General features: G+C 74.6%; 19 protein-coding genes. 7 read left to right on the forward strand and 12 right to left on the reverse strand.

The window, feature by feature from the left end; all coding sequences use genetic code 11:
* Nucleotides 1-349: 349 nt before the first annotated feature.
* Nucleotides 350-925 carry a hypoxanthine phosphoribosyltransferase gene (gene hpt, locus ACQP26_RS28875; protein ID WP_013288988.1) on the reverse strand — a complete coding sequence of 192 codons (576 nt, stop codon included), beginning with the start codon at nucleotides 923-925 and terminating at the stop codon, nucleotides 350-352.
* 99 nt (nucleotides 926-1,024) lie between these two features.
* Complete coding sequence (locus ACQP26_RS28880; RefSeq protein WP_281579563.1) at nucleotides 1,025-1,162, reverse strand: hypothetical protein; 138 nt, start codon at nucleotides 1,160-1,162, stop codon at nucleotides 1,025-1,027.
* A 150-nt stretch (nucleotides 1,163-1,312) separates the two neighbouring features.
* Here ACQP26_RS28880 and ACQP26_RS28885 point away from each other — a divergent pair, with 150 nt between their 5' ends.
* Nucleotides 1,313-2,272, forward strand: coding sequence for a GlxA family transcriptional regulator (locus ACQP26_RS28885; RefSeq protein WP_433494482.1), 960 nt, complete (start codon nucleotides 1,313-1,315; stop codon nucleotides 2,270-2,272).
* A 103-nt stretch (nucleotides 2,273-2,375) separates the two neighbouring features.
* On the opposite strand, the gene tilS is transcribed toward ACQP26_RS28885, so the two are convergent.
* The 3 genes from tilS to dacB form a co-directional block, all read right to left on the reverse strand.
* The gene (gene tilS, locus ACQP26_RS28890; RefSeq protein WP_433496221.1) at nucleotides 2,376-3,305 is read right to left on the reverse strand and encodes a tRNA lysidine(34) synthetase TilS; all 930 of its coding nucleotides are present in this window, start codon (nucleotides 3,303-3,305) and stop codon (nucleotides 2,376-2,378) included.
* 127 nt (nucleotides 3,306-3,432) lie between these two features.
* A complete protein-coding gene (locus tag ACQP26_RS28895; protein WP_433494483.1) occupies nucleotides 3,433-4,500 on the reverse strand; it encodes a zinc-dependent metalloprotease in 1,068 nt (355 codons plus the stop codon).
* A gap of 66 nt (nucleotides 4,501-4,566) precedes the next feature.
* Nucleotides 4,567-5,970: a D-alanyl-D-alanine carboxypeptidase/D-alanyl-D-alanine endopeptidase gene (dacB, locus tag ACQP26_RS28900; RefSeq protein WP_433494484.1), complete on the reverse strand. Its 1,404-nt coding sequence runs from the start codon at nucleotides 5,968-5,970 to the stop codon at nucleotides 4,567-4,569.
* Nucleotides 5,971-6,474: 504 nt separating this feature from the next.
* Between dacB and ACQP26_RS28905 the strand changes: the two genes are divergently transcribed.
* On the forward strand, nucleotides 6,475-6,981 hold the full coding sequence (locus ACQP26_RS28905) for an inorganic diphosphatase (RefSeq protein ID WP_013288994.1): 507 nt from the start codon (nucleotides 6,475-6,477) through the stop codon (nucleotides 6,979-6,981).
* Nucleotides 6,982-7,036: 55 nt separating this feature from the next.
* On the opposite strand, the gene eccD is transcribed toward ACQP26_RS28905, so the two are convergent.
* Nucleotides 7,037-8,419: a type VII secretion integral membrane protein EccD gene (gene eccD / locus ACQP26_RS28910; protein ID WP_433494485.1), complete on the reverse strand. Its 1,383-nt coding sequence runs from the start codon at nucleotides 8,417-8,419 to the stop codon at nucleotides 7,037-7,039.
* 106 nt (nucleotides 8,420-8,525) lie between these two features.
* Between eccD and eccCa the strand changes: the two genes are divergently transcribed.
* The 4 genes from eccCa to ACQP26_RS28930 all read left to right on the forward strand — a co-directional run bounded on the left by eccCa (nucleotide 8,526) and on the right by ACQP26_RS28930 (nucleotide 15,457).
* Nucleotides 8,526-12,464: a type VII secretion protein EccCa gene (eccCa, locus tag ACQP26_RS28915; protein WP_433494486.1), complete on the forward strand. Its 3,939-nt coding sequence runs from the start codon at nucleotides 8,526-8,528 to the stop codon at nucleotides 12,462-12,464.
* 88 nt (nucleotides 12,465-12,552) lie between these two features.
* Entirely contained in the window at nucleotides 12,553-13,866 is a 1,314-nt protein-coding gene (mycP, locus tag ACQP26_RS28920; protein WP_433494487.1) for a type VII secretion-associated serine protease mycosin, read from the forward strand.
* A gap of 40 nt (nucleotides 13,867-13,906) precedes the next feature.
* Nucleotides 13,907-14,701 carry a phosphatase PAP2 family protein gene (locus ACQP26_RS28925; protein WP_281579558.1) on the forward strand — a complete coding sequence of 265 codons (795 nt, stop codon included), beginning with the start codon at nucleotides 13,907-13,909 and terminating at the stop codon, nucleotides 14,699-14,701.
* 30 nt (nucleotides 14,702-14,731) lie between these two features.
* The gene (locus ACQP26_RS28930; protein WP_269703631.1) at nucleotides 14,732-15,457 is read left to right on the forward strand and encodes a phosphatase PAP2 family protein; all 726 of its coding nucleotides are present in this window, start codon (nucleotides 14,732-14,734) and stop codon (nucleotides 15,455-15,457) included.
* 15 nt (nucleotides 15,458-15,472) lie between these two features.
* Here ACQP26_RS28930 and ACQP26_RS28935 read toward each other — a convergent pair whose 3' ends face one another.
* The 6 genes from ACQP26_RS28935 to ACQP26_RS28960 all read right to left on the reverse strand — a co-directional run bounded on the left by ACQP26_RS28935 (nucleotide 15,473) and on the right by ACQP26_RS28960 (nucleotide 20,901).
* Entirely contained in the window at nucleotides 15,473-16,651 is a 1,179-nt protein-coding gene (locus tag ACQP26_RS28935) for a MarP family serine protease (RefSeq protein WP_269703630.1), read from the reverse strand.
* Between the two features lie 76 nt (nucleotides 16,652-16,727).
* Nucleotides 16,728-17,420: an NUDIX hydrolase gene (locus ACQP26_RS28940; RefSeq protein ID WP_433494488.1), complete on the reverse strand. Its 693-nt coding sequence runs from the start codon at nucleotides 17,418-17,420 to the stop codon at nucleotides 16,728-16,730.
* On the reverse strand, nucleotides 17,417-18,019 hold the full coding sequence (locus ACQP26_RS28945) for a TlpA family protein disulfide reductase (RefSeq protein ID WP_433494489.1): 603 nt from the start codon (nucleotides 18,017-18,019) through the stop codon (nucleotides 17,417-17,419). Before ACQP26_RS28945 ends, ACQP26_RS28940 begins: the two co-directional genes overlap by 4 nt.
* Entirely contained in the window at nucleotides 18,019-18,798 is a 780-nt protein-coding gene (gene nth / locus ACQP26_RS28950) for an endonuclease III (RefSeq protein WP_269703627.1), read from the reverse strand. Before nth ends, ACQP26_RS28945 begins: the two co-directional genes overlap by 1 nt.
* A gap of 59 nt (nucleotides 18,799-18,857) precedes the next feature.
* On the reverse strand, nucleotides 18,858-20,003 hold the full coding sequence (locus ACQP26_RS28955) for a CapA family protein (protein WP_433496222.1): 1,146 nt from the start codon (nucleotides 20,001-20,003) through the stop codon (nucleotides 18,858-18,860).
* 172 nt (nucleotides 20,004-20,175) lie between these two features.
* Nucleotides 20,176-20,901 (reverse strand): adenosylcobinamide amidohydrolase, encoded by a 726-nt coding sequence (locus ACQP26_RS28960; protein WP_433494490.1) that lies wholly within the window; start codon nucleotides 20,899-20,901, stop codon nucleotides 20,176-20,178.
* A gap of 219 nt (nucleotides 20,902-21,120) precedes the next feature.
* Between ACQP26_RS28960 and ACQP26_RS28965 the strand changes: the two genes are divergently transcribed.
* Nucleotides 21,121-21,798: a Crp/Fnr family transcriptional regulator gene (locus ACQP26_RS28965; protein ID WP_007466162.1), complete on the forward strand. Its 678-nt coding sequence runs from the start codon at nucleotides 21,121-21,123 to the stop codon at nucleotides 21,796-21,798.
* Nucleotides 21,799-21,928 lie beyond the last annotated feature (130 nt).

Here is a 21,928-nt window from a genome sequence, read left to right on the forward strand (position 1 = left end):
CCGGGGCCGCCGTGCGGGCCGGCCCGACCCCCGGGGCACGCAAACTGCCGCACCACGGTCATTCGACGGTACACCGTGCGCGCGAGGAGTGAGCTTGCGAGCCCCGCAGTCGCGCACATTCGGAACCTCGGCGCGCGCGATGCGTGAGCTTGCGAGCCCGGCACTTACGCGTAGGGCGAACCCGGGTTTGAGCCGGCGTGGCGGGGAGCTCCCACCCGGCCCGCCCACACCGCACGGTCACGCGGTTCGAGGGGCCGGGCGTGGAGGGTGCCTCCACGTCACCGGTCCCTACCGTAGACCGGAAGACTGAGAGCCCGCTGAACGTCAGCTGACGAAGGGCTCGGCAACGTCAGGCCCGCGCGTACACCTCGGGCTTGAGCACCCCGACGTAGGGCACCTCGCGGTACCGCTCGCCGAAGTCGAGCCCGTAGCCCACGACGAACTCGGTCGGGATGTCGAACCCGACGTACTTGACCGGGACCTGCACCTTGACCGCGTCCGGCTTGCGGAACAGCGCCACCACCTCGACGCTCGCCGCGGAGCGCGACTCGAGGTAGCGCAGCAGCCAGGACAGCGTCAGGCCGGAGTCGACGATGTCCTCGACGACCACCACGTGGCGGCCGGCGATGTCCCGGTCCAGATCCTTGAGGATGCGGACCACGCCGGACGAGGTGGTGCCCTGGCCGTAGGACGAGACGGCCATGAACTCCAGCTCGGCGGGCGGGCCCTGGCGGCCCAGCGCGCGGGCGAAGTCGGCCATGAACATGACCGCTCCCTTGAGCACACACACGAGCAGCAGGCCGTCCTCGACGTGGGCGTAGTCCGCCGAGACCTGCTTGGCCAGCTCCGCGGTCTTGTCGCGGATCTGCGCCTCCGAGATGATCACGTGGTCGATGTCGGCGTCGTACCAGGAGCCGTCAGCCATGCTCCTAGCCTGCCGTACGCCCCCACGCCGCCGTCGGCGGGGCCGCCCCTTTTGGCGCGGTCCCGCCGGGGATTTTCGGCGCGAACTGAATAAATCACCTCAGCAGGTACGGGAGCGCCAGCGCTGCCCGTCGTCACTCGGCTTCCAGTCGGCCGAGTCGCGGGTGTCGGCGGTGAGCCCGAAGGCGCTGGCACCGACGAGGAGGAGCAGGAAGAGCAGGAGCAGCAGAACGGTCATGGCGGCGCTCACTTTCGCGTGGTCGAGACTGTTTTCGCCGCCGGTGCGCACCGGACACCATTGATTCTGCGGGCCACCGACCGATGCGGACAGTGGCAGGAAAGTCATCGGGCATCGATTTACTGCCACCTGTCGGGTTACCCTCGTCACATGCTCCGTACGGTCGCCGTCATCGCCATGGACGAGGTCGCCGCGTTCGAACTCGGCGTGCTCGCCGAGGTCTTCGGCACCGACCGCACCGCCGACGGCTTCCCCGAATACCGGTTCGACGTGTGCACCGCCGACGGCAGCGCGGTCCGCAGCCGGTCCGGGTTCCTGCTCACCCCCACCGCCGACCTCGGCCCGGTCGAGGACGCCGACCTGGTGGCGGTACCCGCGCACGCCGACGGCACCCCGGTACCCGAACCGGTGCTCGCCGCCCTGCGCCGCGCCGCCGACCGGGGCGCCTGGCTGCTCAGCGTCTGCGCCGGCGCGTTCGTCCTCGGCGAGGCGGGCGTCCTCGACGGGCGGGACTGCACCACCCACTGGCGGTACACCGACGAACTGCAGCGGCGCTTCCCGGCCGCCCGGGTCCAGTGCGACTCGCTCTACGTACAGGACGACCGGCTGCTCACCAGCGCCGGGACCGCCGCCGGCATCGACGCCTGCCTGCATCTGGTACGCCAGGAGCACGGCTCCGCGGTGGCGACCCGGCTGGCCCGCCGGATGGTGGTTCCGCCGCACCGCGACGGCGGTCAGTCGCAGTACGTCGAGGCGCCGATCCCCAAGGCGCCCGAGGCAGCCACCCTGGAACCGGTGCTGGAGTGGCTGATGGGGCATCTGCGCCGGCCGCTGACAGTGGACGAGCTTGCCGCGCGCGCCGGGATGGCCCCGCGGACGTTCGCGCGCCGGTTCCGCGCCGAGACCGGCACCACCCCGCACGACTGGCTGACCAACCAGCGGGTGCTGCTGGCCCGGCAGCTGCTGGAGGACACCACGCTGAGCGTGGAGGGCGTCGCCGAGCAGGCCGGCTTCGGCGACGCGGCGGCGCTGCGGCACCACTTCACCCGCCGGGTCGGCACCACCCCCCTGGCCTACCGCACCACTTTCCGAGACCGCCAGACCACCTGACGCCCTCACGGCGGTGATCAAGGAGTTTGAGGGCTGGGGAGGGCCGGAACGTGACCGAAAGTCCTTGATCACCGGGCGAGGGCCGGGGGCGGTTGGCGCCGGGTCAGGGCCGGAGGCGGCCGGCCTGGCGGCGTACCTGGTGGCCGCCGGGTAGATGCACCGGGCCCTGTCCGTGCCAGGCTGTGACCAGGGCGTCCAGCGCTGCCACATGACTGTGGGACAGCGCGGCCGGCGCGGCGCCCAGCTCGCGGGCCCAGGCGTGCAACACCCGGGTACGCACGGCGGCCGGCAACCCGGCGAGCCCGGCGACGCAGAGAGCGCCGTCAGCGGTGCGGACGTCGGCGAGCGCGGCGTCGGCGAGCGCGTCGAGCGCGGCGTTGTCGGCGGCGAGCAGTCCGGCGGTACGCGCGAGGTTGGCCACCACCCCCGGCCCCAGCGCCTCGACGAGTGCGGGCAGCGCGTCGACCCGGACCCGGGCGCGGGCGTACGCCGGATCGGCGTTGTGCGGGTCCGCCCACGGGTCGAGCCCGAGCGCGGCGCAGGCGGCCCGGGTGCCGGCGCGTGGGACGTCGAGCAGCGGACGCAGCAGCGGCACCCCGTCGACGTCGCGCCGCTCCGGCATTCCGGACAGCCCACGCGGTCCGGCACCTCGGGCCAGCGCCAGCAGGACGGTCTCGGCCTGGTCGTCGCGCGTGTGCCCGAGGAGCACCCCGGCTGCGTCGTACCGGTGGGCGGCCGCGATCAGCGCCTCGTACCGGGCCTCGCGGGCGGCCGCCTCGGGTCCGCCGGGCCGGCCGTTGACCCGTACCGGAAGCACCTCGACCGGGTCGAGCCCTTCGGCACGGGCCCAGCCGGCGACCGCCTCGGCCCGGTCGGCGGACCCGTGTTGCAGGCCGTGGTCGACGGTCACCAGGCCGGCCGGGCGCCCGATCCGGGGGGCCACGAACGCGGTGGCGGCGGCGAGCGCGAGCGAGTCGGCACCGCCGGAGCAGGCCACCAGCACCGGGCCGCCGCCGGGCAGGCCGGTCAGCATCCGGCGGACGGCGAGCCGCACGGCGGCGACAGCGGGAGCGGGCGACGGCGGGCGAGCGCCGGAATCAGCCGAGCCACCGAAACCGGCCGGGCCGACCGAACCAGCCGGGCCGACCGAGCCGTGCGGATCAGCCGACGGGCGGGGTGGCACCGGCGGGCCCGTGTACGCGGGACACCCAGGCGTCCGGGTCGCCCAGCTCGTCCAGGCGGGGCAGCGTCAGCGGAGACGAGAAGATCTTGTTGAAGCCCGCCATCCCCACCCGGTCGACCACGCCGTGCACGAACTTGCGGCCCTCGGCGTACTGGCGCATCTTGACCTCGATGCCGAGCAGCCGGCGGATGGCCTTCTCCAGCGGGTTGCCGGACTCCCGGCGGCGGTTGAACGCCGCCCGGATCGACTCGACGCTGGGGATGACCTGCGGGCCGACGCCGTCCATCACGAACTCGGCGTGGCCCTCGAGCAGCGTCATGAGCGCGGTCAGCCGGTCCAGCACGGCGCGCTGGGCCGGGGTCTGCACGATGTCCAGCACGCTGGCCCGGCTCTCCGGGTCCTTGACCGCGTCGGAGAGCGTGGCGACGCCGCGGCGGAGCCGCTCCAGCAGGTGCTCGCCACCCTGGGAGGCGTCCACGAACGCCTGCACCTCGCCGAGGAAGTACGCGCGCATCCACGGCACGGCGGTGAACTGGGTGCGGTGGGTGACCTCGTGCAGGCACACCCAGAGCCGGAAGTCGCGCGAGTCGGCTCCGAGCTTCCGCTCGACCTCGAGGATGTTCGGCGCCACCAGCAGCAGCTGGCCGGGGTCGCCGGCGAAGACCTCGTACTGGCCGAGCACGCGGCCGGAGAGGTAGGCCAGCACGGTGCCGGCCTGCACACCGGTGACCCGCGAGCCGATCGCCTCGGTGAGCGCGCCGGGCCGCTTGTCGCCGGAGAGCCGCTCGACCAGCGGGGAGACCACCTCACGCAGCCCGGCAATGTTCGCCGCCGCCCAGTCCCGGCGGTCGACCACGCGTACCGGCGGGTGGGCGACCTGCGCACTCAGGCCGGTGTAGTCGGCGACGTGACCCGCCGCCTCGTCGGTCAGCCGGCGCAGGTCGCCGACCACGTCGGTGGCCTCGGCGTACGACACCCGAGGGCCCGACTTGCTCAGCGCCCCCGCTGTCGCGGCGGCCAGATCCCAGTCCACGAACTGCGCCATGAACCCACCGTACCCGCGCCGGAACACCCCTACCCGGGCTCGCGCCGGCCGATCGACGCCCGTCGGTCAGCGGCAGCCGCACCCGGCCAGCGCGGAGCTGATCCGGTCCAGCGCCGCCCGGGTGTCGTCCAGTGAGCCCTGCGTCCGGTCGGTGAGCACGGCGAACGTGAGCAGCCGGCCGTCGGCGGTGGTCACCGTGCCGGCGATCGCGTTGACGCCGCTCAGCGTGCCGGTCTTGGCCCGGACGACGCCCGCTCCGGCGCGGGTCGCCGCCGCCCGGTAGCGCTCGTCGAGCGTGCCGGACCAGCCGCCGACCGGCAGGCCGCCGAAGATCGCCGCGAGTTCGGGGTGGCTGCCGTTGCCGGCGAGCGTGATCAGGTCGGTGAGCAGCGAAGGGCTGATCCGGTTGGTGCGGGACAGCCCGCTGCCGTCGGCCAGGCTGATCTCACCGGCCGGCAGGCCCAGCTCGCCGAGGACCTGGTCGGTGGCCGCCGCGCCGCCGGCGAACGAGCCGGGCTTGCCCTTGGCGAGCGCCACCTGGCGGGCCATCGCCTCGGCGATCACGTTGTCGCTGTCGCTGATCATGATGTCGACCAGCCGGATCATCGGCAGGGACTCGACCTTCCCCAGCTCGGCGCCGGGGGCCGTACCCGTGGCGCCGGACGCGGCCGGCGCGGTGCCCCGGCTGACCTGGGCGGCGCCGCCGGTCAGGCCGAGCAGCTTGGCGAACTGCCGGCCGGCGGTCAGGTCGGGCTGCGGCACCCGCTCGGCGGCGTGGTTCGTCTCCTCGGCGGTGCGCCGCGCCTCCGCCGCGTCCTTGCGGGCGCCGTCGGTCATCAGCGCGGTGATCGCCGCGCCGAAGCCGCCGGTGGGGATGTCGGAGTCCCAGCCGGGCTCGAAGACGGGGCCGCTGAACAGGGACGAGTCGACGATCACCTTGGTCGGGGCGGTGCCGCCGAGCGCGTCGCGCACCTGCGCGGCGAGGTCGTCCAGCCGGGCCGCGCCGGGGTAGAAGCCGTTCTTGTCCACGGCGAGCGTGGGGTCACCGCCGCCGACCAGGACCACCTCGCCCGGGTTCGCTCCGGCCACCGCCCGGGTCGGGATCCGGTGGGCCGGGCCCCGGGCGGCGAGCACCGCCACGCCGGTCGCCAGCTTCGTCACCGAGGCGGGCACGGTGGGGGTGTCCTGGCCGCTGCCGTAGAGCGCCTGGCCGGTGCTCACGTCGGCCACCGACACGTGCACCCGGTCGCCGAGCGCGGCAGCGCGGACCAGCGGGTCCAGGGCGGCGCGGATGCCGGCCTCGGTGGGTAGCGGGGCGTTGCCGTCCGGCCCGGCCAGCACGGCCTGCGGGGAGGGCTCGGGCGGCGCGGCGACCGCCGTACCCGTGCCGTCGTCGTCGCCCAGCCACCCGGCGACCGGGCCGGGACGCAGCACGGCGAGCCCGGCCACCGCCAGGGCCAGCACGAGCACGCAGGCGAGCGCGGCGACCAGCCGTCGGCCGCGTCGCGGCCGGCCCGGGGCGGCCCGGAGGGTACGGGCGGCGCGGCGCCGGCCGGTGGCACCGGCGGGCTGACCGGGATCGGAGCCGTCAGGTCGTGCGGCGGGCGGGCCGAGCCGCTCGCCGGACCGGAGCCGTGGTGCGGTGCGGCGGAGCCGTGGTGCGGCGGGCCGACGCGGGCGGACCCGGTGGCCGGAGAGGGACGATGAGGCACGTTCGCCCCCGGGACGGACACCCGTCCGGTGGCCCCGCCGGAACCGGAACCCGCGGACCCGCGCCCGTCAACCCTGTCGGGGCGGTAGTGTGAATCTTCCCTCCCCACGGCCCCCTCCTCCCCGCTCGAAATCGCCTTGGGCGACACTACTTCGGTCCGAACACTATGCGGCGGCCGGAGCCGACGGGGGGCGTTCACCCCGCGCCGGGGGTGAGCCGCTGGTTTCCGTTAGCCAGCGTGGGCAAACGAGGGAGCGTGGAAGATGGATTTCGACGTCACGGTTGAGATCCCCAAGGGTCACCGCAACAAGTACGAGGTAGACCACGCGACCGGCCGCATCCGGCTGGACCGCACCCTCTTCACCTCCACGCAGTACCCGGCCGACTACGGGTTCATCGAGGGCACCCTGGGTGAGGACGGCGACCCGCTGGACGCGCTGGTGCTGGTGCCCGAGCCGACGTTCCCGGGCTGCCTGATCCGCTGCCGCACCATCGGCATGTTCCGGATGACCGACGAGAAGGGCGGCGACGACAAGGTCCTCTGCGTGCCCTACGAGGACCCGCGTCAGGAGCACCTGCGCGACATCCACCACCTGGGCGAGTTCGACCGGCTGGAGATCCAGCACTTCTTCGAGGTCTACAAGGACCTGGAGCCGGGCAAGTCGGTCGAGGGCGCGACCTGGGTCGGCCGGGTCGAGGCCGAGGCGGAGATCGCCGCCTCGTACCGGCGTGCCAAGGAGGCCGAGGAGCGCGGCGAGACGCTGCACTGACGCTGACACCTGCCGGGGGCCCGGGTCGCGCTTCGCGACCCGGGCCTCCGCGTGTTCAGGCCAGCAGGTCGCGGGCCCGGTCGTAGAGGTCGAGGACCGCGCAGGCCACCGGCACGACCGCGACCACCAGCGCGGTGTCGGTCAGGTCGGCGAGCCGGCCGAGGTACGGGGAGACCGGCCGCCGGGCGTACGTGGCCCCGGCGGTGACAGCCGTCAGGGCCAGGGCCAGCCCGCCGACTGTCAACGCGAGCCGGGCAACCGGACCGGCGCGCTCGGCCAGCACCACGCCGAGCAGGGCGAACGCGACCAGCCCGGCGACGATCGCCGGCACCCGGTGCCGTACCGCCACGAACAGCCGGGAGCGCAGCAGCAGCACCCCGCCGGCGACGGCGGCGAGCAGCAGCCCGGCGGTCCGGCCGATACAGACGAGCACGGCGACCGCGCCGACGGCGAGCACCGCGTGGCCGAGCAGCATCCCGGTGAGCACCTCCTCGGCGTGGGCCACCGCCGCGTGGACCCGGCCCCGGTCCGGCAGGTCCCGGGTGCCCGCCGGGCTGGGCAGGGTGAGCGGCGGCAGTGGCAGCTTGCCGACCCGGATGGCCAGCAGCGGCAGCCCGCCGAGTGCGAACACCAGCACGGCGAGCAGGACGGCGGCGGTGCCGTCCGGGTCGAGCACCAGCCCGCCGAGCGCTGCCGCCACGCCTGCCACGCCGACGGTCACCCCGGCCACGAAGACGCGGGACCGGCTGGCCACGCCGAGCAGGCCGAGCACCGCCACCAGCAGCAGCGCCACCGAGCCGACCAGGAGTTCGGGGGCACCCACCCAGCGCAGGCCGGGGATCGGGCCGACCGGATCGCCGGAGGCGACAGCCAGCGCACCGGCCACCGTGGCCCAGGGCAGCGCGTACCCGCCGAGGGTGGCGCCGACCGGGCCGTCCCCGTACGCCCGGGACGCCGCGGTGGCGGCGAGCACCAGGATCAGGGCGACCGCCGCGGCGACCGGCCAGCCGCGCGCGCCCGGCCCGGCCGCGACCACGGCGACCAGCCCGACGGCCAGGGGTACGGCGGCGCCGGCGAGCGCGGCGGCCCGGGTGGCCTGGCCGGACCAGGCGGCACCTCGTCGCCGGGCGCCGTCCACGATCGCCTCGACCACGTCGTCGTACTCCAACTCGGGCCACTGCGCGCGGGCCGGCACCAGGTGCAGCACCTCGCCGTCACGGACGCCCTGCGGCAGCAGCGCCTGGGCGGTGGCCAGCACCGCGCCGTCGGTGCGGCGCAGCACCCACCCGCCGTGCCGTTCCCCGTCGTCGGCCAGTCCCTCACCGGCGTGCCGGAGCACCTCGGGCAGCAGTTCGGCCAGGGGCACCTGCTCCGGCAGGGCCACGTCGACCCGCCGCCTGGGCGCGCTGATGGTGACCCGGGCGAGCCCGCTTGTCATCGAGGCATCTCCATATCGAGCGGGAACAGTGGGCTGACGGACGAGAGGACTTTACCTACGATGAGCCAGGCTCGGGTTACCCAGAGCCACTTTCGGGAGGGGTCGAGTGTCCACTGTCGTCATCAAGCGGCCGCCACGCCGCCCGGCACCGGAGATCCCGGTCGGTGAGCTGCCCGTCGAGGCGCCGCCGGAGATCTCCGCCGCTGCGGGTGGGCGCTGGCAGCAGGCGCTGATGGTGCTGCCGATGCTCGGCGGGACGGTGGCCATGGCGATGATGTTCGGCCGCGGCGGCGGGGCCTACTCGTACGTGGTGGGCGGCATGTTCGGCCTCTCCTCGCTGGCGATGCTGGTGACCACCTGGGGCAGCGCCGGGCCGAAGAAGTCCGAGCTGATGGCCGCCCGCCGGGAATACCTGCGCCACCTGGCCACGCTCCGGCGCCGGGTGCGGGAGACCGCCGGCGCCCAGCGGGCCGGGCTGTCCTACCGCCATCCCGAGCCGGGGCGGCTCTGGTCGACCGTCGACAGTCACCGGATCTGGGAACGCCGGCCGGGCGACCCGGACTTCGCCGTGGTCCGGGTCGGTGTCGGGCCGCAGACGCTGGCCACCCCGCTGGTCCCGCCGGTGACCCGCCCGCTGGAGGAGCTGGAACCGATGACGGCCGGGGCGCTGCGGCGCTTCCTGGACGCGTACTCGGTGGTGCCGGACCTGCCGGTGGCGCTGTCGCTGCGCAGCTTCGCCCGGGTCTTCGTGCGCGGCCCGGCCGGCCCGGTACGCGGCGCCGGGTCGCCCGCCGCGCAGGCGCTGGCCCGGGCGGTGCTCACCCAGCTCGCCGTCTTCCACGCGCCGGACGAGCTGCTGATCGCGGTCTGCGCCGGGCCGGAACGCCGGAGCGCGTGGGAGTGGGTGAAGTGGCTGCCGCACGCCCACCATCCGGCGCGTACCGACGCGCTGGGTCCGGTGCGGCTGGTCACCAGTTCCGCCGCCGACCTGGAACGGCTGCTCGACGACGTGCTCGGCACGCGGTCCCGGTTCAGCACGCACGGCACCGCGACGGACGGGCCGCACGTCGTGGTGGTGCTCGACGGCGGCGACCTGACCGGCGCGACCGACCTGGCGGGTGACGGCGGCATCGACGCGGTCACCGTGCTCGACCTGGACACCCCGCCGCCCCGGCTGCTCGACCGGTACGCGCTCCTGCTCGACCTGGTCGACGGCAGGCTGCACTCGCACTCCGCGGAGGGCCACGCCGAGGTGGGCGCCGCCGACGCGCTGGCGCCCGCCGACGCCGAGGCGGTGGCCCGGCGGCTCGCGCCGCTGCGGCTGGCCGGCACGGTACGCGGACCGGACGCGGTGCCCGGCGCCGAGCTGGGCCTGCCCGAGCTGCTGGGTCTCGGCGACCCGGAGAGCTTCACCGCCGAGCAGGGCTGGGCGCCCCGGGCCGCGCGGGACCGGCTGCGGGTGCCGATCGGGGTGGGCGCCGACGGCGGGGCGATCGACCTCGACCTGAAGGAGTCGGCGCAGGACGGCATGGGCCCGCACGGCCTGCTGATCGGCGCGACCGGCTCGGGCAAGTCGGAGCTGCTGCGCACGCTCGTGCTCGGGCTGGCCGCCACGCACAGCTCGGAGCAGCTCAACTTCGTCCTCGTCGACTTCAAGGGCGGCGCCACGTTCGCGCCGTTCGAGCGGCTGCCGCACACCGCCGCCGTGATCACCAACCTGGCCGACGCGTTGCCGCTGGTGGACCGGATGGTGGACGCGATCAACGGCGAGCTGATGCGCCGGCAGGAGTTGCTGCGCCGGGCGGGCAACTTCGCGAGCGTGCGCGACTACGAGCGGGCCCGGGCGGCCGGCTCGCCGCTGGCCCCGCTGCCGTCGCTGCTGCTGATCTGCGACGAGTTCTCCGAGCTGCTGTCCGCCAAGCCCGACTTCATCGATTTGTTCGTGCAGATCGGCCGGCTGGGCCGGTCGCTCGGGGTGCACCTGCTGCTGGCGAGCCAGCGGCTGGAGGAGGGGCGGCTGCGCGGGCTGGACACGCACCTGTCGTACCGGATCGGGTTGCGGACGTTCTCGGCGCTGGAGTCCCGGACGGTGCTGGGCGTGCCGGACGCGCACGAACTGCCGCGCAGCCCGGGGCACGGCTACCTGCGCTCGGGCACCGACCCGCTGGTCCGGTTCAAGGCCGCGTACGTCTCCGGCGCGGTCCGCCGCCGCGGCGGCGCGGCGGGCGCGTCCGGCACCGGGGAGGCACGCGTGCTCGCGTTCTCCACCCACCTGGTCCCGGTGCCGGAGCCGCCGACGCCGGTCGCCCCGCCGGCCGAGGACGACAACGGGGAGACGCTGCTCGACCTGCTCGTGGACCGGCTGGCCGGGCAGGGCCCGCCCGCCCACCAGGTGTGGCTGCCGCCGCTGGACGCCTCCCCCGCCCTGGACGAGCTGCTCGGCCCGGTCGGCACCGACCCGGTACGCGGGCTGACGGTGGCCAATCCGGAGCTGCACGGGTCGCTGCAGGTGCCGGTGGCAGTGGTGGACAAGCCGTTCGAGCAGCGGCGCGACCTGCTCTGGCTGGCGCTGGACGGCGCGGCCGGGCACGTCGCGGTGGTCGGTACCACCCGCAGCGGCCGGTCCAGCCTGCTGCGCACGCTGGTCTGCGCGCTCGCGCTCACCCACACCCCGGCCGAGGTGCAGGTCTACTGCCTCGACTTCGGCAGCGGGACGCTCGGCACGCTGCGCGACCTGCCGCACGTGGGCGGGGTCAGCGGACGGACCGACGGCACCGCCGTGCGCCGTACCGTCGGCGAGGTCGCCGGGCTGCTCGCCGAGCGGGAGCGCCGTTTCGCCGAGGCCGGTGTGGAGTCGATGGCCGCGTGGCGACGACGGCGGGCGGCGGGCGCACCCGACCCGTTCGGGGACGTGTTCCTGGTGGTGGACGGCTGGAACACGCTGCGCGGTGAGTACGAGGACCTGGAACCGCTGGTCACCGAGCTCGCCACCCGGGGTCTGGCGTACGGGGTGCACGTGGTGGCGACCGCGCTGCGCTGGTCGGACTTCCGCCCGGCGATCCGCGACCTGTTCGGCTCCCGCCTGGAGTTGCGCCTGGGTGACCCGGCCGACTCGGTGGTGGTCAAGCGCGCGCTGGCGGCGACGGTACCGGAGGAGCGTCCGGGCCGCGGCATCACCGCGGGCGGACTGCACTTCCTCACCGCCGAACCCCGCGTCGAGGCGCTGGGCGCGGAGACCACCGATCTGGTCAAGGCGGTCGCGGGCGCGTGGACCGGCCCGCCGGCGCCCCGGGTGCGGCTGCTCCCACCGGTGCTGCCGTACGCCGAACTGGACCAGCACGCGACGAGCGGGCTGGCGTTCCCGATCGGCGTGGCCGAGGCGGACCTCTCCCCGGTGGTGCTGGACTTCGCCACCGAGCCGAACTTCATGGTCTTCGGCGACGCCGAGTGCGGCAAGTCGTCGTTCCTGCGCGCGCTCGCCACGTCGATCGTCAACCGGTTCGCCCCGGAGCAGGCCCGGGTGATGCTCGTGGACTACCGGCGCAGCCTGATGGGCGTGATCGACACTCCACACCTGATCGGGTACGGCACTGCCGCACCGCACACCGCCGAGCTGATCGAGTCGGCCGCCGGCTACCTCCAGGGGCGGCAGCCGGGGCCGGAGGTGACCCCGGCGCAGCTGCGCAGCCGGTCGTGGTGGAAGGGACCGGAGCTGTTCGTGCTCGTGGACGACTACGACCTGGTGGCGGGCGGGCCGACGAACCCGTTGCGGGCGCTGGAGGAGCACCTTCCGCACGCGCGGGACGTCGGGCTGCACCTGGTGCTGGCACGGCGGACCGGCGGTGCCGGGCGGACCGCGTACGAGCCGGTCGTGCAACGACTGCGCGAGCTGTCCACCGCCGGCCTGGTGATGTCGGGCGGTCCGGAGGAGGGCGCGCTCGTCGGTCAGGTGAAGGCCGGGCCGCTGCCCCCGGGCCGGGCGCGTCTGGTGACGCGCCGGGAGGGGGTGCGCCTGGTGCAGCTGGCGCATCTCCCGCCCGGGTGATCCGCCTCGCGGAGTTGCCCCGTGACGGTCGGGACAACCGGTAATCTCCGTGCAGCATGTGTCTGACGCGACCGAACGGCTGGGGAATGTGACAGGGGATCGGCAGGGACCGCCCGGAGGGCCGCCCCGGCGTCTCGCCGGACGCGCGCTGCTGGCCGCCGTGTCGGCACTCGTCACCGTGGCCGGTCCGTTGGCGCCGCCCGCACACGCCGCGCCCGCCGCCCCGGCCACAGTGGCGCGTCCCTGGGTGGCCCCCGACCTTCTGCCGCGCACCGGTCAGGTACGCGACGAGCAGTGGCAACTCGAGGAGTTGCGGGCGAAGACCGCGTGGCGCACCTCGACCGGGCGCGGCGTGGTGGTCGCGGTGATCGACTCCGGTGTGGACGGCACCCACCCCGACCTCGTCGGCCAGGTGCTTCCGGGCCTGGATCTGGTGACGCCGGACGGCTCGGACGGCCCGGACCCGGTGGGGCACGGCACCACCGTCGCCGGGTTGATCGCCGGGCGCAACGACGACGACCGGGGCGTGGTGGGGCTCGCGCCGGACGCCAAGATCCTGCCGGTGCGGGTCCTCGACGCCGAGAACCGCTACGACGACGCGCTGATCATCGCGAAGGCGGTGCGCTGGGCGGTCGACAACGGTGCCCGCGTGGTCAACCTGTCGCTCGGCGGCAGCAGCGACAACCCGGCCCTGGCCGCGGCGCTCGACTACGCGTTCGCCCGGGACGTGGTGGTGGTCGCCTGCACCGGCAACCTGGCCACCTCGACGACCACCGAGGTCTGGTACCCGGCCCGCGAGCCGGGTGTGCTAGCGGTCGCCGGGCTGGAGCGGACCAGCGAGAACCTGTGGTCCGGCTCGATCACGGGTCACGAGACGGTGCTCAGCGCTCCGGCCACCGGGCTCTACGGCGCCCGGCCGGGAGGCTACTGGCGGGTGCAGGGCACGAGCTTCGCCGCGCCGCTCGTCGCCGCGACCGCGGCCCTGGTCCGCGCGCGGTATCCGAAGATGCCGGCCGGGGACGTGGTGAACCGACTGGTCACCACCGCCCGGGATCTGGGCCCGACCGGCCGTGACGACCGGTTCGGCTACGGCCTGGTCGACCCGGTGGCCGCGCTCACCGGCGATGTGCCGGCGGTGGGCCACAACCCGCTCGACGACAACGCCTCCCCGGGCGTGGTGGGCTTCGGGCCGGCACCCGGCGACGGGCGGGACACCCGGGCCGCCGCGGCGGGGCGGGGCGGCGACCCGCTCGGGCATTCCTCGGACGGCTGGACCGCCCGGCCGGCCGGGCAGACGGACGCCTCCGCCCCGGAGCGGCTCTGGACCGGCCTGGCCCTGTTCGTCGCGCTCGTCACCGGCACCGCGTTGATGGTTCGCCGGTTCCGGCAGGCCCGTCGCTGAACCGGTCTGATCCTGCCCTCCGGTGGGTAGGGGAAGCTCCATGGACACCACCACCGGGGCGACTGTCGCGCACCGGTCGTGGCGGAGCCGCCGCCTCGACCGCGATCACTCGCTGGGCCTGCGGCTCACCCTGACCGTTGTCGCGGCGTTCCTGGTGCTGGTGCCGTTCGCCCTGATCGCGCTGCTGGTGCTCGGCGCCTGGCCGCCCCTGCTGCGGCTGGACGCCTCGATCGCCGACGCGTTCCACGGGTACGCGCAGGACCATCCCGCCTGGGTCGGTGTGATGACGGTCTGGACGCACGTGTTCGGGCCCGGCCCGCTGCGGGTGGCAGCGGTCGTGCTGGTGGTCTGGCTGGTCCGGCGCGGCGCGCCCCGGCTGGGGATCTGGGTGGTCGTCACCATGGTCGCCGGCGGGCTTCTCGGCGCGCTGCTCAAGCTGCTCGTGGGGCGGGACCGGCCGGATCTGCTGGACCCGGTGGCCCGGGCCGCCGGCTACTCCTTCCCGTCCGGTCACGCGCTCAACGCCACGCTGGCGGCGGGTGTGCTGCTGCTGGTGTTCCTGCCGTTCGTCCGGGACAGCCGCCGGGGCCGGGTCGCGCTCTGGACGGCGGCGCTGCTGGTCACCGTGGTGACCGGGCTCAGCCGGATCGCGCTGGGCGTGCACTGGACGAGCGACGTGGTGGGCGGCTGGGTGCTCGGGGCCGCCGTGGTGGCCGCGACAGCGGCCGCGTTCGCCACCTGGCGCGGCGGATCCGGGCGGTCCTCCGCCCGTCCGCTCCGCGAGGGGGTCGAGCCGGAGCTGGCCGACCAGCGGCCGGAGGGCGACCGGGCGTAGCCGGACCCGCGCCGGGGTACAGGCGAGCTCATGTCCGATGTCGTGATCCGAGTCACCCGGCGTGTCCTGCTGCCGCTGGCCGTGCTCTTCGCACTGATGGTGGGCCTGGGCCTGCTGGTGACGCGGGTGCTGGCCCGCACCTGGCCGTTCACCGTGGAGGACACGGTCAACCGGGAGCTGGCCGGTGACCGGACGCCGGGCTGGAACGACGTCTCGCTGGTGTTCAGCACGCTCGCCAGCACCCAGATGATCGTCGTGGTGACGGTGCTGGCGGCGCTGGTGCTGCGGCTGGTGCTGCACCGCTGGCGGGAGCCGCTGTTCCTGTGCGCGGCGGTGACCGCGCAGGCGCTGATCTTCCTGTTCACCACGATGGTCATCGACCGGAACCGCCCGGCCGTCGCGCACATGGACGCCTCCCCGCCCACGTCCAGCTTCCCGTCCGGGCACACCTCGGCGGCCACCGCGCTCTACGTCGGTCTCGCGGTGCTGCTGGCGCTGCGGGCGCGCAGCACCCCGGCCAAGGTCGGCTGGTGGACGCTGCTGGTGCTGGTGCCGATCGGCGTGGCGCTCACCCGGATGTACCGGGGCATGCACCACCCCAGCGACGTGGTCGCCTCGTTCCTCAACGGCGGCGCCTGCGTGGCGATCATGGCGCGGGCGGTCCTCGACCGCACGCTCACGTGGGGCCGAGCCCGGCTGCCGCTGTCCCGCTCCGGCGACGAGGCCGCACCGGCGGGAGCACCGGCGGGTGGCTGAGCGCCACCGGCCGGCTCAGGTGCAGTCGCCGGTCGCCACTCCCCGGGTACGCTCCGCGCCCGCCAGCGCCACCGGTCGCGCCTCGGCCGCGGTCACCGCGAAGCCGGTGTTCGGGTCGTCCGCCGCCGCCGCGAAGATCACGCCGAGCACCAGACCGTTCGAGGAGATCAGTGGGCCGCCGGAGTTGCCGCTGCGTACCAGCGCCCGGATCGTGTAGATCTCCCGGTTGACGTCACCGGCCGAGTAGATGTCCGGGCCGGTGATCCGGTCGACGTCCCGGATCCGGGCCGGGCGGGCGTCGTACGGGCCGTCGAGCGGGAAGCCGAGCACGATCGCGTCGGCGCCGGTGGCGGCCGGTCCGGCGGCGAAGCGCAGCGACGGCCCGGGCAGCCCCGGTACGTGGAGCACCGCCAGATCCCGGTCCGGGTCGTAGACGACGACCTCGCCGTCGTACCGCTCGCCGCGCAACTCGACCGCCACCGAGCGGGTGCCGGCCACCACGTGCGCGTTCGTCATCACCCGGTCGTCGGCGTACACGAAGCCGGAGCCCTCGATGCGGCGCGAGCAGCTCGGCGCGGAGCCGAGCACCTTCACCACCGACCGCCTGCTGTTCTGCACCACCTGGGAGTTGGCCAGCGCCGGGTCGGGCGGTGCGACCTGCCGGGCCCGGGTCGGCGCGAGGTCGCCGAACACGTCCGGGAAGCCGTTGGTGTCGACCGTGTCGCGCAACGCGGTGGACAGGTCCTGCGCCTTGTCCGGCAGCACCTGGTCGACGACGGTGAGCAGCGCGCTGTTGCGCACCGAGGACGCCAGCCACGGCACCGAGGAGGAGCCGAGCGGCACGGCGACCAGCCACGCCACGAGCATGACCGCGACGACCGAGATGAACGCGCCGCCGACGTCGTCGATCTTCCGGCCGGCCGGACCGGTGATGGCGGCCCGCAGGTTGGAGCCGAGCCACCCGGCCAGCGCCTGCCCCAGCACCGCCAGCCCGAAGATCGCCACCAGGGAGATCAGCACGCGTGTGCCGCTCGCCGCGAACTGCTGCGCGATCAGCGGCCCGACCTGGAGGCCGAGCAGCGCTCCGAGGAAGAAGCCGGAGAACGACAGGGCCCCGATGACGAAACCCTGGCGGTATCCGCTGATCGCGAACACGAGCATGAGCAGGAGAAGGACGAGATCCACGGCGGACACGCCCCAAGGGTACGGGCACTGGGCCCGTGCTCGGCTCAGCGCTCGCTGAACGTGACCCGAGGATGCGTACGGGTGATCACCGCACCGGGCTCTCGTCGGCGGCCTCGGTGCCCGCCGACGGCGCGGGCGTGGCGCCGACGGGCGGCAGGTCCACCACACGCGAGTGCGGCCAGGGCCGGGACCAGCCGCCCATCTCCAGCAGCCGGTCGATCACGCCCGCGGTGAAACCCCAGACGAGCATGCCGCGCACCGAGAAGGCCGGGCCGATCCAGCCGCTCGGGTGGCGGACCCGCATGCGGTTGTCCGGATCGACGAGCTCGGTGACCGGCAGCCGGGCCACGTGGGCGACCTCGGCCGGCTCGCGGGGGTGCACCGGGTGCGGGTCGTGCCACCAGGCGAGGACCGGGGTGACCACGAAGTCGCTGACCGGGATCCAGAGCCGGGGCAGCTCGGCCAGCACCGTGACGCTGCCGGGGTCGAGACCGACCTCCTCGTTCGCCTCGCGCAGCGCGGTGGCGCGGGCATCGGCGTCCTCCGGGTCGGCCGCACCACCCGGGAAGGCCGGCTGACCGGCGTGGTTGCGCAGCGTCGCGGCGCGCTGGAGGACGAGTACGTCCGGCCCCGCGCCGGGCTCCTCGCCGAGCAGCACCAGCACGGCACTCTCCCGGCCGCCGCTTTCCGGCGTGACGATGCGGGTGAAGTCCTCCGCCCGCGCGGTGCCGAGCCGGCCCAGCAGCGGGTCGAACCACCCGGGTGGCCGTCGGGTCATACCCGCACCCCGAGGTGGCGCTCGAGCAGCGCGGCGAGGCGGGCGTCGTCGAGGGCGCCGGTCGCGTCGGTGTGCCGGATCCGTCCGTCGGCGTCGACGAGCACGGTGAGCGGGAACGCGTTGCGTTCCAGCGCGCGCTGGAACGCGTCACCCTGGTCGAGCAGCATCGGGAAGTCGACGCCGTAGTCCTCGCCGATGGACTGCGCGCCGCCGCGGCTGTCGCGGCTGTTCACGCCGATCACCTGGAACCGGCCGTCGGCCCGCTCGCTGAGCCGCTGGAAGGCGGGCAGCTCCTTGCGGCACGGCGGGCACCAGGAGGCCCACACGTTGATCACCGCCGGGCCCTTGACGTCGCGCAGGTTCACCGGCGCCCCACCGGTGAAGCAGTTCAGCGTCAGATCGGGCAGCTGACCCTCGGCCTTCCCGGTGGGCGCCGGGGACGCGGCGGCGGGCGCGACTGTCAGCGGGGCGCAGTCGGCGAACGGCGAAGGACGCTCGGCCCGGGTCGCCGGCGCCGGACGTTCCGGTTCCTCGGTGGTGGCGGTGCAGCCCGCCGCCGCCAGCAGCAGCGGGACGAGCAGGTAGGCGAACCGGCGCATCACGGCACGTCCGCCGCGGCGGCCTGCTGCGGCACCAGGTCGGGGTCGAGGCCGACGGCCACCGCCAGGTCGCGGGCGCGGGGGCCCTTGAGCAGCTTGGCCGCGGCGGCTGGCTCGGTCGGCCCGGTGCCGTACGCGGGACAGAGCTTCGCCAACGTGCACGCGCCGCAGGCGGGCTTGCGGGCGTGGCAGACCCGGCGGCCGTGGAAGATCACCCGGTGCGACAGCATCGTCCAGTCGCGCTTCGGGTAGAGCGCGCCGATCGCGTGCTCGATCTTCACCGGGTCGGTCTCGGTGGTGAGCTGCCACCGCTGCACCAGCCGCTGGAAGTGGGTGTCGACGGTGATGCCGGGGACACCGAAGGCGTTGCCGAGGATCACGTTGGCGGTCTTGCGGCCGATCCCCGGCAGCGTCACCAGGTCGTCGAGCCGGCCGGGCACCTCGCCGTCGTACCGCTCGCAGAGCGCCCGCCCGAGATTGATCAGCGAGCTGGTCTTGTTGCGGTAGAACCCGGTGGGCCGGATCAGCTCCTCCAGCTCGGCGCGGTCCGCGCCCGCGTAGTCGGCGGCGGAGCGGTAGCGGGCGAACAGCTTCGGCGTGACCTCGTTGACCTTCTTGTCGGTGCACTGGGCGGACAGGATCGTCGCCACCGCCAGCTCGAGCGCGCCTGAGTGGTCGAGTTCACAGTGCGCGTCAGGATGCGTCTCGGTCAGCACCCGGCCGATGCGCCGGGCGCGGCGCGTACGACCGAGGTCGGTCTCGGGGGAGCGCGTGGTCACGTCGGCCAGCCTACGTCGCGGGGCCGACGCTCCGGCGGCTCGGCGCGGCGGCCGTGCGCTCAGCCACCCGCCGGTGCGGTGATCTTGCCGGTTCCGTCGAGCTTGGCGCCGGTGTCCGGGAAGTCGGCCCGGTTCAGCTCGCGGACCAGCCCGAGGCCGCGGTTCTGCCGGTCCACGGACGGACGACCCACGCCGTTCATCACGGTGGAGGTGAACGTGCCGCCGACGAACGTCCCGTCGGCGGTGAGCGACACCTTGAGCACGCCGCCCCAGCCGAGCCGGCCCGAGCTGTTCAGCGACTTCCCGCCACCGGCGAAGTTGCCGAGGCTGTACGCGATCAGCCGCCCCTTGTAGAACTCCATCCCGCGCAACACGTGCGGGCCGTGCCCGACGACCAGGTCGGCGCCCGCGTCGATGACGGTGCGGGAGAAGCGGATCGGGTCGCCGCGGTTCTCGCCGAAGAACATCTCGGTGCCCGGCTTCACCCGGGTCTTGTCCGACCCCTCGGCACCCATGTGCACCTGCACCACCACGATCTGGGCCTGCTCCTTGGCCATCTCGATCACCTGCTTGGCGGCGTTCAGGTCGACCAGGCTGTTCGACCAGGGGTACGACGAGAAGCCGACCACGGCGACCTTGATGCCCTTGACGTCCACCACGGTGATCTCGCCCGGCGCGCCGGTGTGCTTGAGCCCGTGCGCCTCCAGCGCCGACTGGGTGTTCTCGTAGCCCTGGCGGCCGTAGTCGTAGCCGTGGTTGTTGGCCTGGTTGAGCAGCTGGAACCCGGCCGAGCGCAGGTGCGCGGCATAGCCGGGCGGCGCCCGGAACTGGTAGCAGTTCTTCGGCTGCGGGCCGCACTTGCCGGCGCCGGTGTCGTCGGTGAGCGGCTCCTCCAGGTTGCCCATCACCAGGTCGCCCTTGAGCGCCGACTTGACGTCGTCGAAGAAGCCCTTGCCGCCGTTCGGGGGCAGCCGGTCCGGCGCGTTGCCCATGATCACGTCACCGGTCGCGGTGAGCGAGATCGACGGCTCCTTCGCCGGGTCCGACGCGGCGGGCTGCTCGCCGGTGGCCGGTCCGGTCGCGCCACCGCCCTGTCCCGCCTGCCATCGGGGGTCGCCACCGGACCCGCCGGCGTCGCCGCCGCAGCCGGCGACGAACAGGACGGCGAACAGCGCGGCGAGCGCGGCCAGGCGCCGGCCGAGCACCGCGCGGCGCGGGCCGGGAGCGGCAGCGGGCGGTCCGGCGACGGCGGCGCGGAGGGTACGGGGCACAGAGCGGGCGGGAGCGTACATCGTCGGCGACGCTACCGTCCCCGGAACGCCGCGACGAGGGCCGATCGGTCGGAAAACCCGACGTGTCGCGTGTGACGGGCCCACGTCAGCCCGCCCGCCGGTCGGACCAGGGCACGACGGTCCCGGCGCCGCCGGAGCGGACGGCGGCGTGCACGGCGCGGGCCAGCGGTGCGCCCCAGGCCGACCGGGGACCGCCGTACGGGGCCGGATCGCCGTCAGCCGGGCAGAGCACCGTCACCGCGTCGGTGGGGGTGCCGGTGGCGGGGAGTCCCAGTTCCCAGATCGCCTGCGCCTTCGCCTCGGTGGCGGTGGCCACGGCGTTCACCAGGGCGGCGTCGCCGAGCCGCACCGGCACGTACGCGACGATGTTGACGGTGCCGACGCGCTGCGCGGGCCGCGCCGGCTCGCTCGCGGCCGACGGCGCCGACGCGGCGTGCGGGGCCGGCGCGGGTGCGGCGGTGGCCGGCTCGGGGGCGGCGGCCCACACCGGCGTGCCCAGGCCGACAGTCGCCCAGACCCGGACGCCGCCGTCGGTGCGGCGGACCACCTCGCTCACGTCCACGCCGGTCAGCAGCCCGACCCCGGGGCCGTCCAGGTCGAGGCCGCGCGCCAGCTCGGCCAGGTGCGCGGCGGGGTCGTCCCGGTCGTACGACATCGGGACCGTCGCGTTCAGCACCCACCGGCGGACGCCGATCCCCCCGCCCAGCGGCGCGGAGCCGACCGCGAGCAGCGGCGACTCGGCCCGCCAGGCCAGCAGCGGGATGTCCCACCCGGATTCGGACCGGCTGGTCAGGAACGGCTCACACAGCACGCCGGTCACCCTACGATCACAGGTGGGAACGGGTGGCGCCGGCCCGGGCCGGAGGCGGGATCCTAGCCGCTCCCCAGGTCGGGCGGGTTACGCCCAACGATCAAGATTCCAGGGGTGCACCTCTGATTCCTGCTCATGTGCGCCTAGACTGGCGGCGCGCGAGGGATCAGCGGACGGCAGACCCGGCCGACGGACGGCACGCGCAGGTGGAGGTGCGCGATGGACGAGGTACTGGCCCGCAGCGGGATCTTCCAGGGTGTCGACCCGGAGGCTGCCGAGGCGCTCGCCAAGGAGATGGAGACGATCGAGGTCCGCAAGGGCGAGATCGTATTCAACGAGGGCGAGCCCGGCGACAGTCTCTACATCCTCCTGTCCGGCAAGATCAAGGTGGGTCGCCGCGCGGCCGACGGCCGGCAGAACCTGATCGCCGTGATGGGCCCGTCGGACATGGTCGGTGAGCTGTCGCTCTTCGACCCCGGTCCGCGTACGGCGACGGCCACCGCGGTCACCGACACCCGCCTGGTCCGGCTGCGCAAGCAGGCGTTGCGGCCGTGGCTGAACAACCGGCCCGAGATCGCCGAGCAGCTGCTGCGGGTGCTCGCCCGCCGGCTCCGCCGGACCAACGACTCGCTCGCCGACCTGATCTTCACCGACGTACCGGGCCGGGTCGCCAAGAACCTGCTCCAGATGGCCGGCCGGTTCGGCACCCGCGACGGCGGCGTGCTGCGCGTGACGCACGACCTCACCCAGGAGGAGATCGCCCAGCTCGTCGGCGCCTCCCGGGAGACCGTCAACAAGGCGCTGGCCGACTTCGCCTCGCGCGGCTGGCTGCGGCTGGACGGCAAGAGCATCATCATCCTCGACCCGGAGCGCCTGGCCCGCCGCGCGCGGGTCTGATCCTCCGTACCGGCTTCCCGGCCCGGCCCGCCACCGCGCGGAGCCGGGCCGGTGCCGTCTTCGAGCGCATCGGGCAGTGCCGTGCCCGAGCGGGCCGGTGCCGTCTCTGCCCACCGCAGAATCGCTTGGT

Source organism: Micromonospora sp. CA-248089 (genome assembly GCF_050948515.1).
In the GTDB taxonomy this organism is placed as follows: Bacteria; Actinomycetota; Actinomycetes; order Mycobacteriales; family Micromonosporaceae; genus Micromonospora.